Annotated in this window: 12 protein-coding genes; 1 reads left to right on the forward strand and 11 read right to left on the reverse strand. The window is 40.0% G+C overall.

The genetic code is table 11. The features are described from left to right. Positions 1-118 precede the first annotated feature (118 nt). From tkt to dalD, 6 genes are all read right to left on the reverse strand, one after another. Positions 119-2,128 (reverse strand): transketolase, encoded by a 2,010-nt coding sequence (gene tkt, locus H4J41_RS01255; protein WP_182135367.1) that lies wholly within the window; start codon positions 2,126-2,128, stop codon positions 119-121. Positions 2,129-2,275: 147 nt separating this feature from the next. Continuing rightward, the gene (gene tal / locus H4J41_RS01260; RefSeq protein ID WP_182135364.1) at positions 2,276-3,229 is read right to left on the reverse strand and encodes a transaldolase; all 954 of its coding nucleotides are present in this window, start codon (positions 3,227-3,229) and stop codon (positions 2,276-2,278) included. Between the two features lie 228 nt (positions 3,230-3,457). Continuing rightward, positions 3,458-4,915 (reverse strand): xylulokinase, encoded by a 1,458-nt coding sequence (xylB, locus tag H4J41_RS01265; protein ID WP_182135362.1) that lies wholly within the window; start codon positions 4,913-4,915, stop codon positions 3,458-3,460. Between the two features lie 253 nt (positions 4,916-5,168). Further along, complete coding sequence (hxpB, locus tag H4J41_RS01270; protein WP_182135360.1) at positions 5,169-5,846, reverse strand: hexitol phosphatase HxpB; 678 nt, start codon at positions 5,844-5,846, stop codon at positions 5,169-5,171. 27 nt (positions 5,847-5,873) lie between these two features. Then, positions 5,874-6,095, reverse strand: coding sequence for a hypothetical protein (locus H4J41_RS01275; protein WP_182135358.1), 222 nt, complete (start codon positions 6,093-6,095; stop codon positions 5,874-5,876). Between the two features lie 177 nt (positions 6,096-6,272). Beyond that, the gene (gene dalD / locus H4J41_RS01280) at positions 6,273-7,649 is read right to left on the reverse strand and encodes a D-arabinitol 4-dehydrogenase (protein ID WP_220460827.1); all 1,377 of its coding nucleotides are present in this window, start codon (positions 7,647-7,649) and stop codon (positions 6,273-6,275) included. Between the two features lie 495 nt (positions 7,650-8,144). Between dalD and H4J41_RS01285 the strand changes: the two genes are divergently transcribed. Continuing rightward, positions 8,145-9,092 carry a sugar-binding transcriptional regulator gene (locus H4J41_RS01285; protein WP_182135357.1) on the forward strand — a complete coding sequence of 316 codons (948 nt, stop codon included), beginning with the start codon at positions 8,145-8,147 and terminating at the stop codon, positions 9,090-9,092. Positions 9,093-9,400: 308 nt separating this feature from the next. On the opposite strand, the gene H4J41_RS01290 is transcribed toward H4J41_RS01285, so the two are convergent. From H4J41_RS01290 to H4J41_RS01310, 5 genes are all read right to left on the reverse strand, one after another. Beyond that, positions 9,401-10,405, reverse strand: a complete 1,005-nt coding sequence (locus H4J41_RS01290) for an ABC transporter ATP-binding protein (protein ID WP_182135355.1) — start codon at positions 10,403-10,405, stop codon at positions 9,401-9,403. An 11-nt stretch (positions 10,406-10,416) separates the two neighbouring features. Next, complete coding sequence (locus H4J41_RS01295) at positions 10,417-11,247, reverse strand: carbohydrate ABC transporter permease (protein ID WP_182135254.1); 831 nt, start codon at positions 11,245-11,247, stop codon at positions 10,417-10,419. 3 nt (positions 11,248-11,250) lie between these two features. Beyond that, complete coding sequence (locus tag H4J41_RS01300; protein WP_182135256.1) at positions 11,251-12,123, reverse strand: carbohydrate ABC transporter permease; 873 nt, start codon at positions 12,121-12,123, stop codon at positions 11,251-11,253. Between the two features lie 68 nt (positions 12,124-12,191). Continuing rightward, entirely contained in the window at positions 12,192-13,502 is a 1,311-nt protein-coding gene (locus H4J41_RS01305; RefSeq protein WP_182150443.1) for a sugar ABC transporter substrate-binding protein, read from the reverse strand. 159 nt (positions 13,503-13,661) lie between these two features. Then, positions 13,662-15,002, reverse strand: coding sequence for a hypothetical protein (locus H4J41_RS01310; RefSeq protein ID WP_259365552.1), 1,341 nt, complete (start codon positions 15,000-15,002; stop codon positions 13,662-13,664). Positions 15,003-15,318: the final 316 nt, after the last annotated feature.

Below are 15,318 nucleotides of genomic sequence, written 5' to 3' on the forward strand. Positions count from 1 at the left end.
TTTATCTCCGTTTCTCGTGTACAGCTAATATCAAAAGAATTTTTCTATTTATTATTTATTGCTTATTACTTATTGCTTATTGCTTATTACTTATTGCTTATTAATTATTGCTGAAAAATCACCTATTGGAGCTCAACAGCGCTATTGCGGTATTAACCACGTGCTCTACGGTAAAGCCAAAGTGATTAAGGAGCTGATTACCCGGCGCAGATTCACCAAAGCTGCTCATACCAATAACCTTGCCGTTTCTGCCAACATATTTATACCAAAAATCAACATGTGCTGCTTCTATGGCTATTATTGATTTAACGTCACTGGGCAGCACAGACTCTTGATATTTATCGCTTTGTCTGTCAAAAATATTAGTACTGGGCATAGAAACGACTCGCACTTGTACACCTGATTGGCTTAAACGTTCTGCGGCGTCTACCGCTAAACTGACTTCAGAGCCGGTTGCGATTAAAATAAGTTCAGGCTTGTCCTGGCAAGCTTTTAATATATAGCCACCTTTGGCAATATTATTTACCTGTGCGTTATCACGGTGTTGGTGTGACAAATTTTGACGGCTAAAAATTAATGCTGACGGGCCATTTTGTTTGGTGATCGCTGATTTCCAAGCCACCGCTGACTCAACCGCATCACAAGGTCGCCAAGTTATTAAATTTGGCGTCATGCGCAAGTTAGCTATTTGCTCTATGGGTTGATGAGTTGGCCCATCTTCTCCTTGTGCAATAGAGTCATGGGTGTAGACAAAAATATTTTGAATAGACATCAAAGCTGACATTCTTACCGCATTACGGGCATATTCCATAAACATCAGGAAAGTTGCCCCATAATTAATAAAACCGTTATGTAATGAAATACCGTTCATGATGCCGCTCATCCCGAATTCGCGAACACCGTAAAAAAGGTAATTTCCATCCGCATCATCTGCCGTAATACCTTTAGAGCCTGACCATAAGGTGAGGTTTGAACCAGCTAAATCTGCTGAGCCACCTAATAGCTCAGGTAACAATTTTCCGTATGCTTCAATCGAATTCTGTGATGCTTTTCGACTGGCTATATTTTGACCATCTTTTTGACATTGAGCGATAAACAGATCAGCATTTTTTTCAAATAACGCGGGTAAGTTTTGTTCAATAACACGACGTTGATATTCATTGCCCAATTCGGGATGGGCTTGCTTATATTTTGTAAAAAGTTGTTGCCATTGTTTTTCTTGCTCAACCCCTGATTTTTTTGCGTCCCAGCTAGCATAAATATCTGCAGGGATTTCAAAAGGAGCATGCGGCCAGTTTAAAAAGTCGCGGGTTGCTGCTATCTCATCTTCCCCTAACGGTGAGCCATGACAGTCGTGTGAGCCTGACTTGTTAGGTGAGCCAAATCCTATAATAGTTTTACAGCAGATCAGCGTTGGCTTATCAGTGACAAGTTTAGCTTGTTCAATCGCTTGTTGAATTTGTACTGGGTCATGGCCATCAACATCAGCAATAACATGCCAGTTGTAAGCGGCAAAGCGCGCTGGGGTGTTATCGGTAAACCATCCCTTTACATCGCCATCAATCGAAATACCGTTATCGTCCCAAAATACCACTAATTTACCTAGGCCTAATGTACCCGCTAACGAACAAACTTCATGAGATATACCTTCCATTAGGCAACCATCACCTAAAAAGCAATACGTATAATGATCAACAATTTCAAACGTTTTACGATTAAAATGTGCCGCTAGCGTTTTTTCAGCAATCGCCATACCAACGGCATTTGATAAACCAGCGCCTAACGGACCTGTTGTGGTTTCTACGCCTGGGGTATAGCCATATTCTGGGTGACCAGGAGTTTTAGAGTGTAACTGTCTAAATTGTTTTATTTGCTCAATGGGTAAGTCATAGCCAGATAAATGTAACAATGAATAAATTAACATCGAACCATGGCCATTACTTAAAACAAACCTGTCTCGGTCTGACCAATTGGGGTTATTTGGGTTATGTTTTAAAAAGTCATTCCATAATACTTCAGCAATATCTGCCATCCCCATGGGGGCACCTGGGTGACCAGATTTTGCTTGTTGTACAGCATCCATGCTTAACGCACGAATAGCATTGGCTAACTGTTGTCGAGTAGTCATTTTGTGATCCTGTTTTGATAATGAATTGCTTACTTAGTTACTATCTGTCGGCAAGAGGTAAGCTATGGAATGTGGGATGAAAAAGCAGTATGGCCAAATGACGATAAGGGGATTTATCACTTGACCATACAAGCCATAATTATTTTATTACACGGCAGTTTTTTGAGATATTAATGAAGTAACCAGTGTTTCCAACGACTTTTGGTCCGCCGAAAACTGGGTAATTCCACTGACAAGTTTCTCTTTTGCCATCGGATCATTTTCGTGTTGGCAAGTAAAGCGCTCTTCATCTAGCGGCTCTATCTCAGTACGAGGTTTAACGGCAATATCATCGGCATTTAACTTAACAACAAGTTCGCCTTCTGTTTCTTGTAGTTGCGTTAACAAGGTAGGAGAAATCGTTAACAAATCACAACCAGCAAGTTCAATGATTTCACGAGTATTTCTAAAGCTTGCGCCCATAATTACTGTGCTATATCCATAAGATTTATAATAATGATAAATACGTGTTACCGATTGAACGCCAGGATCATCAGCACCGATAAAGTCTTTATTTTCGTTCTGTTTATACCAATCTAATATTCGTCCGACAAAAGGCGAAATTAAAGTAACCTTTGCTTCCGCACATGCAATCGCCTGAGCCATACTAAATAACAGTGTTAAATTACAAGAAATACCTTCTTTCTCTAACTGCTCAGCGGCTTTAATGCCCTGCCAGGTTGCCGCTAACTTGATTAAAATTCGATCTTTGTTAATACCGGCGGCTTGATATAAGGCAATTAACTTTCGACCTTTTTCAATACTTGCCTGCGTATCATAAGAAAGTCGAGCGTCAACTTCGCTGGAAATTCTCCCTGGAATAATTTTCAGTATTTCACAACCAAAATTAACAATCAGTTGATCGCAAACATCATCCACCTGACCCTGAGTTTTAGCTATCGCGTCATCAATTAGATGTTGGTACTGTGGTAACTTTGCTGCTTGTAAAATTAATGATGGATTGGTGGTTGCATCAATAGGGTTTAGTTCTTTGATTGAATCAACATCGCCGCTATCAGCGACAACTATCGTTACTTTTTTCAATTGTTCTAATAAGTTCATGTTAGTCCTATAAAAGAGTTAATTTGATGATTTTACTAACGGCTTTATCACTGAGTTTTAACCGTTTAATTAATTACATTTTTGCTGAAATTTTGTTGCAATTATAAAGCGTTAATAGCGGGTGTTTTTGCTTTTAACGCTAAATATTATCGACACTTCACAGTGATTTTTTGTGGTTTTGCCAAGCAAACGCTAAGCTTTTTTATTTACTACAGGCTAGTTACTTGATTAAAAATAACCTTTCAAACTAGTGTAAAGCTTGCGATATGTTTGATATTGCGGCTGATAGTAAGTAGACATGGCACTATCACTCTCAATAACTTTAGTGATCTTGCCTGGCTGACAAACACTTTGCGGTGACTCTTTTGATATGGCTATTCGTGCTAAGCGCGCAGCACCAAAAGCAGGACCCACTTCCCCCCCTTCCCGGTAGATCAGTGGCTGATTTAGTACACTTGCTAATATTTTTCCCCATAATTGACTTCGAGCACCACCGCCAATTACCGACACTTGACCTATTTCAGTACCACCGTCCAACAACACTTGCTGTGCGTCGGCAAAAGCAAATGCAACGCCTTCTAAAACGGCACGCCCTAATGTGCTGCGCGTAGAATTATGTGATAAACCAAAAAATACACCTTTAGCATTAGGATTATTATGGGGCGTACGCTCACCAGATAAATAGGGTAAAAAAGTAACCGCACAGGGTTTAGTAAAATCCTCAGTTTCCACTTCATCTAATAAAGCTTTTTCATTAGCGGCACCGGTCAGTTTAGTTACCCAACTTAAACAACTCGCTGCGCTAAGAATAACTGACATTTGATGCCAAGTTTCAGGAATACAATGACAGAAAGTATGAACTGCACCATCAGTATTCGACTGATAGTCTTTATTAGCGACAAAGAAAACGCCTGACGTGCCTAAAGACAAAAAGGCTTCGTTCGGATTAATCACACCAATACCGGCTGCTCCTGCGGCATTATCACCCGCACCCGCCGCTACCGGCACCTGCTTAACACCCCACTGCTTAGCCACGCTAGCACGCAATATTCCAGTAACTTCTGTGCCTTCAAATAATTCAGGCATATGAGACTTATCTAAATCAGTTGCCGCTAGCATTTCATCTGACCACTGTCGATTTGCAACATCTAGCCATAGCGTGCCAGAGCTGTCTGACATATCTGAGGCATAATCACCGGTCATTAATAGACGAAGGTAGTCTTTGGGTAAGAGAACTTTTTTGATTTTATCAAACAGATGAGGTTCATTTTTTTTCACCCATGCCAGTTTCGGTGCTGTAAAGCCAGGCATAGCGATGTTGCCGGTAATATCACGACTATTGGTTATTCTTTGCTCTATTTCAGCACATTCAGTATAACTACGACCATCATTCCATAAAATGGCTGGACGGATAATATTGTCATTATCATCGAGTAAGGTTGCACCGTGCATTTGCCCCGACAAGCCAATGGCCTTTACGTCAGAGAGTGCTTTACCATGCTCAGCTTTTAATTGAGCCATCGCAAAGTTTGTTGCCTGCCACCAATGTTTAGGGTCTTGCTCTGACCATAAGTTTTCTAGACGAGATATTGTTAATGAGGACGAAGCTTGCCCGATAAGCTGCTCATCCTCTGCAAGTATAACAATTTTAACGCCAGAAGTTCCTAAATCGATTCCTAAATACATAAACCTATCTCTTTGTTTTATCGTTGTTTTTATTGTTGTCTTTTATAATGCAACTCTAATTGCTTTCCCTTTTAAGATAAAGGATTAGTTACCTTTAATCGTCAAACGGGGACGTTTTTATAAAATCAAAACGAATACTGCTGATAAGCATAGAAAACCAAAAAATTCTAAGCCTACAAAACGTGTCACATTGCCAAGGCAGCCGTTACTGCAATAAATTAAATAAAATGACAAAAAACCTGTGAAGCTCTGCCTATACGTTATTGGCGATAACGCTAGGTTGTGCTTTATTTATTAAATAATGTTCAATTTCCTCAAGCGAAGTAAAAATACCATCAGCAATACTAAACTTAGGATCGGTAATGTCTTCAGGTATGACATAAGTCGTAATTGCTGCTGCTTTTCCTGAGATCATGCCAGTAACGCTATCCTCAATAATTATGCATTGCTCTTTGTTTGACTTTAGTTGTGTCATAGCGCTTAAATACACATCTGGATGGGGCTTTCCATACTTTTCGTTATCCGCACTACAAATCACGGTAAAAAAATCCCTAATCGACAAGTGATCTAGCACTGCATTAATGACGGGAACGCTAGAGGATGTTGCTAAACCAATGTTGAAATTATTTTTTTTCAAATAGTTCAGTAAGCTGTATAAACCGGCTTTAGCTTGTCCTTGCTCACGAATATGGCTAATTACCGAATGCATAATATTTTGTTGTAGCTCAATATTCGATATCGGCAGATCAAAACGTCGGCACCAAGTATCAGCTAAGTCGTCTAATTTTCGCCCCATAGTATAATTAATACAGTCATCTATAGTAATTTTGACCTTGTATTTACTAAGTTCTTCTATTTGCGCCTGACGCCAGAATGGTTCTGAGTCAATCAGTACACCGTCCATATCGAAAATAACAGTTTTTACATTCATAAATTAATATCCATAAAATTTGTACCATCATATATAGTGAGCCAAACCCGTTACTAAAACGCAATTAAGCATGTGGATTACTATTTTTTTGATTTCAGGAACTACCGCAAGAATTATAATAATTCCTTTTACAAGCTTTTGCAGATAACCAAAAATATTCATTAACGTTGAAATAATAGCTAAAATTAAAACTCCAACCCTGCTATTAAATAAAGCCCTGCGCCCTAAAGTTAAACTTGCAGCACCCATAGCAATCAGCCCACAAGTCATAACAATCACTAATATAAAAGGAGGACAGCACTGCGTTTAACTATTTTAACAACACCTGTAGCTGTTATAAATCTGCTAACTTAGTACTGTACAATCAATAGGTTGAGAGACTAAGCTTAGTTTCATTTCGCTTAATATGCTGTAGTTCAACTAGCCCTAATGATTTATTTTTAAATATAATTCATTAATTTTATCTCGCAACATGATCTCAAATTCAGCTTTCTCAGCAAGCTTGCCAAAAAGCATGCTGTTCTGAGAGTAAACTTTAATAGGATCGTCACTTGCGTACATATTAGTCACTAATTGCTTATCGATAATGCCATCTTGGTATTGATAAGGTAGCGCACCTTCATGCCATTTCTTTAAGAAAATAAAGAATAATGCCGGTAACATTGCGGTTGCTTCAGGCGATTTATTATTTTGATAACAGTCAATTAGTGTCGGTGTAATCATTGCTGGTATTTTAGAAAAACCATCCGCCGCAACCCGTTGATTCGTATCTTTGATATTAATATTCGCAAAACGTTCAAGCACAATATCACGGTAGCTAAACAAATCTATTTCATTACTATTTAAACTTGGAATAACATCTTCAGTGATATAATCAAAGGCCATATTATAAATAAAATCGATAGCAACACTTTCATATATAAAGGATTTACCTAATAATGTTCCTGCCCATGCGATGCAGCTGTGCGAGGCATTTAAAATCCGAATCTTAGCTTCTTCATAAGGCACAACAGATTCAACCACTTCTACCCCTACTGAAGCTAAATTAGGCCATGGTGTAATAAAGTTATCTTCAATCACCCATTGTATATATGACTCCGCCATCACAGGCGCATTGTCATCTATACCGGTTTTTTCTTTAATACGTTGTGGCAAATCTTCAGTTGGCCGTGGCGTTATGCGGTCAACCATAGTGTTTGGACAAGTTATGTTATCACCGAGCCAAGTTAGTAATGTCTCGTCTTTTTGTAATTGTAAAAACTCCACTAATCCATTATAAAAACGCTGGCCATTATGGCGTAAATTATCACAATTTAATAAGGTCACAGGGCCATGATTACCTAGCATTCTTTTACGAAGAATACTGGCCACTACACCGTAAATGGTTTTTGTATCACCAGACAAGTCAGCTTTAACCGCCTCGTTTGATTGATCGAGTTTATTATTGGTATCTAAATAATATCCCGCTTCAGTGACAGTAAAAGAAATCACTTTAGTTGCCGCTAAAGCCCCAACAGTAATTAACGGTGCCAAGTCTTCCTGCCACGGAACTATATTTTTTATTGAGGTGATTTTTTCGTACTTACTTTCGCCTTGCGGTGAGATAGTTTCAAGTACATATTCCCCTTGTTGTTCGCGAAGGCACTTTGCTATGGCTTCATCTTCGCCGCGCATATTACCAGCGGTAATAGACCACGTATTATCACCTGCTTCTATAAGCTTGTGCATATACCAAGCTTGGTGAGAACGGTGGAATGCCCCTAAACCAATGTGTAGCCATGTGTAACTATGTGAATTACTCAAACCATTAACCTTTAATAGACATTTCGTTGAGAGGTACTATATTCCAAGATCGAATAAATGTCCATAGCCTGAGCAATTATTTGAATACAATCAAAAGATTTTTATTTAAAATAATATCTACAGGTAAATAACCTACTTTATATTGATGCCCATACTGTTTATTCATGCTTGATTAACACCATATTAAAGTGGACAAAAACATGAATTTAAACATTAGTTTTTAATGCGAACCTTAGGTCTGGTCCCTAAAACTGGCTTAAACAACGATAGAACCCTGCTTACCTATCGGCCAATAAATCAATAATAATTCGTTAACGATCCTATGCTACTGTATGACCTAAAGTGTTAATTTTTAATATATTATTAAATAGACGAATACTTGATACATTAGTACAATAGTCAGGCTGTTCTTTGATAAACCCCTACATTGAATGGTTAAGTATCGTATTTCGATTACGTTAATCAAGGCTAAAAATTTACACAAAGAGATTACTAATGACAGTAGATTATAAACATGACAACCTCGTTAGAGCTGCTTGGCTATATTATGTATTGGGTAAGAATCAAAGTGAGATAGCTACTATCCTAGGTGTTTCTAGACCTTCAGTACAGCGTATGATTGCTTCTGCGAATGATAAAGGTTTAGTGTCAGTTGATATTAAACACCCGGTCTCTGTTTGCCTTGAATATGAATTATTGATTAGTAAAAAATATGACTTATCACTTTGCCGTATCGTGCCTTATGCACAAGACAGCAAATCTGATCATAAAAGCTTAGTTTCTTACGGGGCTTCCCAAGTTATTTCTAGATATATAAAACAAGAAAAATCATTAAACATAGGCATTGGCTCTGGCTTAACGTTAAAACGCTCTATTAACTATCTTGAGAAACTTAACCAGCCGCAACATAAATGTATCGCTTTAATTAGCCAAATGAATTTCGAAGGTTTATGTAATTATTATGATGATGTGCCGCTGTTGTTTGCAGATAAAATTAAAGCTGGTTATTATCAACTGCCTGCTCCTTTTTACTCTAAGAATGCAGAGAATCACAAAATGTGGTGCAACACCGACCTATATCAAGAGCTGGCAGTAAAAGCGAGTAATGCTGATGTTATCTTTATCGGTATTGGCTCCATTGGTGATTCAAGCCCTATCGTATCTAATGGTTTTATTACTAATAATGAATCTGAAGCCTTGCAAAAGAAAGGGGCTGTAGGTGAAATTTTAGGTCGTTTCTTTGACTGCCACGGAAAAGTTATCAAGCACGCAATCAATGAACGCGTGACCAGTTACGATCTTAGAAAAAGTAAAAAAGCGAAAATAATAGGAATTGCCTCAGGAGAAGATAAACAAGCGGCAATATTAGCCTCATTAGAGGGAAAATGGATTAATGGTTTAGTCACTGATGAACAAACCGCCAGATGGTTACTTACTCAGTAGGTTAAGCTATAAATACCCACAAAAAATCTATAGATTAATGTGTTTCGAAGATCATTTATAATCGAATACCGGCAGGATTTTCGTTAAATGCAGAGTCGAACACGTTAATATTCATATCAAAAGCCCAAGCTATCAATCCCCTGCCGTTTCGCTTGTCTCATGCTTTTAACCCTCCATCAATCTAGATGAAAGCAATTTTAAGCTCAGTTGGCTAGTAAAGTAATCTTGCTGATAGATATGATACTTTGTGCCCTTACGCACAAAGTATCATTAGTTACAAACATGATAGAGGGATTAGCCTCAACATATTATTGAGACAAAGTAAGACCTGCGGCATCAAAATGTAGCATCTTGTTTTCTACGGCACTTAAATAAATATTGTCGCCATAAACATAAGGGCAATCGCCACCGGCTTTTACGGTAAAGGTGGCTTTACCTTCAACATGCACATGTAAAAAAGTTTCAGAGCCAAGATGTTCGATAACCCCTACTTTTCCAGGCCAGGTACCTGACGTTGTTGATATAGTAATATGCTCAGGCCTTATGCCTAAGCAACAAGTGGCATCGGTAGCCGTTGGCTCAATATCTATAAAGTTCATTTTTGGTGAGCCAATAAAACCCGCCACAAATTTATTCACTGGCGTGTTGTAAAGCTCAAGTGGGCTGCCCACTTGCTCTATGATGCCGGCATTAAATACCGCAATACGATCGGCCATTGTCATGGCTTCTACCTGATCATGGGTAACATAAATCATGGTAGTGGCGAGGGTTTTATGCAGCTCAGAAATCTCTAAACGCATATTGACCCGCAAAGACGCATCTAAATTAGATAAGGGCTCATCGAATAAAAAAGCAGAAGGCTGACGCACGATGGCACGACCAATAGCAACACGTTGGCGTTGACCGCCAGATAATTGCCCGGGTTTACGGTCAAGGTAATCAGATAAGTTTAATGTTTTGGTGACACTTGCTATTTTTTTCTCAATCTCTGCTTTGCTAACTTTCGCACGCTTTAAGGGAAAAGCGATATTGTTGCGCACCGACATATGCGGGTACAAAGCATAAGATTGAAACACCATAGCTAGCCCTCTTTTAGCCGGTGGGGTATCAGTCGCATCTTGGCCATCAATTTCTATGTTGCCGCTGGTGGTGTCTTCTAAGCCCGCAATCATTCTTAATAAGGTGGATTTGCCACAGCCTGACGGCCCCACAAAGACAATAAACTCACCATCTTTAATGGCTAAATCAATCGGTTTAATGACGCTAACATCACCAAAATCTTTTGTTACTTGTTTTAAATTAATACTGCCCATTTTGAAATTTCCTATTTAACGGCGCCGAAACTTAATCCACGCACTAATTGTTTTTGACTAAACCAACCCAAAATCAGGATCGGCACTATCGCCATCATTGACGCGGCAGACAACTTGGCATAAAACAAACCTTCAGGGCTTGAATAGCTAGCAATAAAGGCGGTTAATGGTGCGGCGTCGGCGGCGGTTAAAATCAGCGTCCAAAAGGCTTCGTTCCACGCTAAAATGACCGTTAACAATAATGTTGATGCGATACCCGGTAACGCGATAGGTAAAAGTACATACCAAATTTCCTCAGCAATATTGGCCCCATCCATGCGCGATGCTTCAAGCACTTCACTGGGGATTTCTCTGAAATAGGTGTAGAGCATCCACACCATGATAGGTAAGTTAATTAAGGTCATCACAATCACCAAACCTACTTTAGTATCGAGTAAACCAAAATCACGAAACAACAAGTAAATGGGAATAAGCACACCCACCGGCGGTAACATTTTGGTTGAAAGCATCCACATTAATAAATGTTTAGTGCGTTTCGTTTGTACAAATGCCATGGACCAAGCCGCAGGGATAGCAATGAGTAGCCCTAAAATACTTGAGCCCAGTGAAATCACGATAGAATTCCAAAAGTGGTTAAAGTAAGGCGATCGGGCTAATACCTCTTCATAATTCTCCAGCGTCCAGTCAAACATAAATAAACTTGGGCTAGCAGAGATAGCTTCCGCTTCTGTTTTAAAGCTAGTGATCAAGGTCCATAATATGGGGAAAAATATTAAGCTACTGATCGTCCAAGCTAAAAAGGTATAAATAATTTTTGATCTATGACTATTTTTTATCGACATTGCTTAATCCTCCAAGTTCTTACCAATTAATCGCATTAAGAAAATAGCAACTATATTGGCGATAATAACAGCAACAATGCCGCCTGCTGAGCCACCACCGACGTCAAATTGTAATAATGATTGGGTGTAAATCAGATAGGTGATATTGGTTGATTCATAGCCTGGACCACCGCTGGTGGTGACTAATATCTCGGCGAAAATTGACAGTAAGAAGATGGTTTCAATTAAAATTACCGCGGTAATAGCGCGCGATAAGTGCGGCAAAACGATGTAATAAAACTTACTGAAGGGACCCGCACCATCTAAATCGGCGGCGTCAAGTTGCTCTCGATCTAATGATTGAATTGACGTCAGTAATATCAGCGCGGCAAACGGTAACCACTGCCACGAGACAATAATAATGATGGACAATAAGGGTATTTGAGCAAAGAAATCAATCGGCGACATGCCAAGCCAAGTCGCAAAATGTGCAAATAAACCATTCACCGGGTTCATCAGCATATTTTTCCACACTAAGGCAGACACCGTCGGCATAACAAAGAAGGGCGCTAAGACCATAATACGGACGTAGTTACGACCCCAAATAGCTTGGTCGAGCAAAATAGCTAAACCAATACCACCGCCCAGGGTGATCAGTAAAACACCCCCCACCAGTAATATTGTATTGAAAAATGAGGCAAAAAATGCCGGATCGGTCAGGAAAAATTCATAGTTTAAAAAACCAATGAAGGCATTATTGCCCGGGGTAAGTAGATTGTAATCTAAAAATGAAAAATACAATGTCATGCATAGCGGTACCAACATCCAAGCCAACAGTAAAACAACTGAAGGAAATAACATTAACCGAGCGAGTGTTCTTGAATTTGAAGTCGCCAACAGTAAAACCTCTTATAAGTAAAGCTTAGGGCAAGCACTTACGTGCTTGCCCACCAATAACTAATGAACTATTTTGGATAACGCGCTTTGCGCATTGTACGCTCTACTAAACGCTGAGAGGCTTTTAACGCTTCCTTCACCGTCATGTTGCCGGTCAGTGCCGCCGCAAATTGTTGTCCAACTGCCGTGCCGATACCTTGAAACTCAGGGATAGCCACAAATTGCACACCCACATAAGGAACAGGTTTAACGGTTGGGTTAACAGGATCAGCCGATTGGATAGAATCTAAGGTGATTTGTGCAAAAGGTGCCGCACTGAGGTATTTAGGATTATTGTAAAGTGACGTTCTAGTACCCGGTGGTACTTTTGCCCAGCCTTTGTTTTTAGCCACTAAAGCTGAATATTCTTTAGACGTTGCCCAACTGATAAATTTCATCGCCGCGTCAGATCTCTTACTACTTGAAGGAATCGCTAATGTCCAAGCCCACAACCAGTTTCCGCGTTTGCCTAAACCTTTATCCGGGGCTAAAGCAAAGCCGACCTTGTCTGCTACGGCAGAATCTTTTTCGTTAGTCACAAATGAACCTGCCACCGTGGCATCAATCCACATACCGCATTTACCGGTTTGGAATAAGGCTAAGTTTTCATTAAAACCATTAGCGGATGCGCCCGGAGGACCAGACTCTGCCATCACATCTACATAGTATTGCAAGGTGTCATGCCATGCTTGGGTGTCAAATTGTGGTTGCCAGTTTTCGTCAAACCAACGCGCACCAAAGGAGTTAGACATAGCCGTTATTAGGGCCATATTATCACCCCAACCGGCTTTACCCCGTAAACAAATACCATAAACACCGGCTTCTTTGTCTGTCATGGCTTTAGCTGCTTGACGAATAAAGCCCCAACTTGGCTTTTTAGGCATTTCAAGTCCCGCTTTTGCAATCAAGTCGGTGCGATACATCACCATCGAACTTTCACCATAAAATGGGGCGGCAAAAAGCTTTTCGTCTACGGTTAAGCCACTTCTTATCGCGGGTAATAAATCATCAACATCATAGCTGGCGCCTAGGTTATCAAGTTCAGTTAACCAACCTTGTTTGCCCCAAATTGGCACTTCATATGTGCCTATGGTCATCACGTCGTATTGCCCACCACCGGTGGCCACATCAGTCGTGACACGTTGACGAAGGATATTCTCTTCTAAAGTCACCCACTTTAAGGCGATATCAGGGTTTTGGCGGGTGAAGTCATTGCTGAGTTCTTTCATGGTGATCATGTCACCATTGTTAACTGTGGCGATGGTGATCGTCTCTTTTGCGGCGACTGCGGCACTCATGGTCATCACGCCACAAGCTAGCATCATTAATTTATTTTTCATCAGGTGTTCCCCATATTCAACGTTAATGTCTCACCTAAGGTGTTAGATGAGACTTTTATTATCATTATAATTGTAAGTTATCAAAGTCTATAAAAAGTAAAATAGACTTGCCATACTCCTTGGGTCTAGGCCCAGTTGCACACGGCCATATTAGATATCTTAGAACTTAACCGAAATTTCTGATGTGAAGCCGTCAAAGCCTGTGCCGATTTGGCCACCTGAATTAACGCCTTCTTCTTGATCAACATATTCAAACTTCAACAATGTTTTGTCATTAAACCAGTAACCTGCAGCGACTTGAATACGCTCAACCTTGTTGTCCGTTTGTGCGATTAAATCTGAAGTGTTTTCCGCTTCTGAATAACGTGCCGCTAGATAAAACTTGTTCGGTATTATGTAGTGCTGTGCTTCAAAGGTGTAGTACTCAACAGAAGAGTCGCCTTTAATGACACTATTTGAGTCGAAAGTTGTACCATTAGCATCGGCAATACCGTCAACACCAAAGTAAGTAATGCCTGCTACGGCGTTACCGGCAGCATCGGCGAAAGTGTAATCATCAGTCGACTTACCTAACATGAAAATTAGGCTAGTTTCTGGTGTAGGTTGATACGCTAGGTTTAACTGAATAATTGACTGTTCAACCCCTGGCATAGCGCCAACATGGGTATCACGCTCACTTGAAGCACCTGCAGAGAAGTTGTAGTTTTCACCATCACCAAAGCGATAGTTAGTTGTTGTAACACCAGCAAGACTGGCTACACCATTTTCAAAGCGTAGTTGGTCGCCTTGGTTGGCTTGGAAATAATTTAAACCCGCTTTAAAACCGCCAGCAAATTCAAGTGTTCCTTGTAGTCGAAAGTTAAAGCCGCGATCTTCTTGGAAGGCTTCACCAAAACTTGACGTAGTGACATGGCCGGCAACATTATAACCGCGGATCATACCGCTATCGCGTGTCTCGCTGTAGCTTAATTGCATCCCATTTTCTGCGGTTGCATAGTCTGTAATACCGTTACCAATAAGTGCATTACCTTGGTTATCAGCGCCATCTTGAAAACCTTTAAATTGGAAAGGGGCTGCGCCTATGTTACCTAAACGAAGTGTTAGGTTAGCGTTATCGCGCGCTGCGCCAGAAAGGCCGAGTAGTTCAAATTCAATACCGGCGAAATCTTGGTGAAAGGCGAAATCTCGGTCGCCGTTATTACCAAAATCATTTGGCTCTTCTGCGATGTCGACATCAGCGACGATATACTCGTTGATGTGAAATTTAAATTGTAAATTAACTCTTAGACGACCAAAGCCTGAAGACTGTTCTTCATCTACTGGACGAAATGCACCCTCTTTCGCTTGAATGGCTTGGTAGTTTTGCAAGGCTAGAAAGTTAACTTCTGCAAGGCCGTCAAGAAATTCGGCAGATTGAACGTACGCCGGTGCTGATGCCGCCATAACAGCTGCTGCGAGTAAGCCAAACTTATGAGTTTTGCGGATTATTGCTTTAGACATGGTAATTCCCCTTTCGTTGTTTGATGAAACTAATGTTTTTTGTATATCTTGTATATTTTTCAACATAGTTAACCTGTTATATTTCGGATGTTATTTGTAAACTTATTAATTTGCTTACATTTACTGCTCTTGTTGGCATAAGGTCCGGTATGAGCATATGCCCAACAGATGTTTATAATCCCACGGTAATTTATTGTCGTCAACCAGTTTGTTTGAAAAATAGGCGAGATTTTAAATATAAATTATATTAAGCTTTTGATTCATTAACTTAGTGTGATTAATTAATTTGTTTTATGCAGTGAAAAGGTTTTTTTGC

Origin of the sequence: Colwellia sp. MB3u-45, from assembly GCF_014077005.1 — a bacterium.
Taxonomy (GTDB): Bacteria; Pseudomonadota; Gammaproteobacteria; order Enterobacterales; family Alteromonadaceae; genus Cognaticolwellia.

What these genes read in the sequence shown, in the direction of transcription:
- tkt (WP_182135367.1), bottom strand. Translation starts at nt 2,128, where the DNA reads ATGACTACTCGACAACAGTTAGCCAATGCTATTCGTGCGTTAAGCATG.
- tal (WP_182135364.1), bottom strand. Translation starts at nt 3,229, where the DNA reads ATGAACTTATTAGAACAATTGAAAAAAGTAACGATAGTTGTCGCTGAT.
- xylB (WP_182135362.1), bottom strand. Translation starts at nt 4,915, where the DNA reads ATGTATTTAGGAATCGATTTAGGAACTTCTGGCGTTAAAATTGTTATA.
- hxpB (WP_182135360.1), bottom strand. Translation starts at nt 5,846, where the DNA reads ATGAATGTAAAAACTGTTATTTTCGATATGGACGGTGTACTGATTGAC.
- H4J41_RS01275 (WP_182135358.1), bottom strand. Translation starts at nt 6,095, where the DNA reads ATGGGTGCTGCAAGTTTAACTTTAGGGCGCAGGGCTTTATTTAATAGC.
- H4J41_RS01285 (WP_182135357.1), top strand. Translation starts at nt 8,145, where the DNA reads ATGACAGTAGATTATAAACATGACAACCTCGTTAGAGCTGCTTGGCTA.
- H4J41_RS01290 (WP_182135355.1), bottom strand. Translation starts at nt 10,405, where the DNA reads ATGGGCAGTATTAATTTAAAACAAGTAACAAAAGATTTTGGTGATGTT.
- H4J41_RS01295 (WP_182135254.1), bottom strand. Translation starts at nt 11,247, where the DNA reads ATGTCGATAAAAAATAGTCATAGATCAAAAATTATTTATACCTTTTTA.
- H4J41_RS01305 (WP_182150443.1), bottom strand. Translation starts at nt 13,502, where the DNA reads ATGAAAAATAAATTAATGATGCTAGCTTGTGGCGTGATGACCATGAGT.
- H4J41_RS01310 (WP_259365552.1), bottom strand. Translation starts at nt 15,002, where the DNA reads ATGTCTAAAGCAATAATCCGCAAAACTCATAAGTTTGGCTTACTCGCA.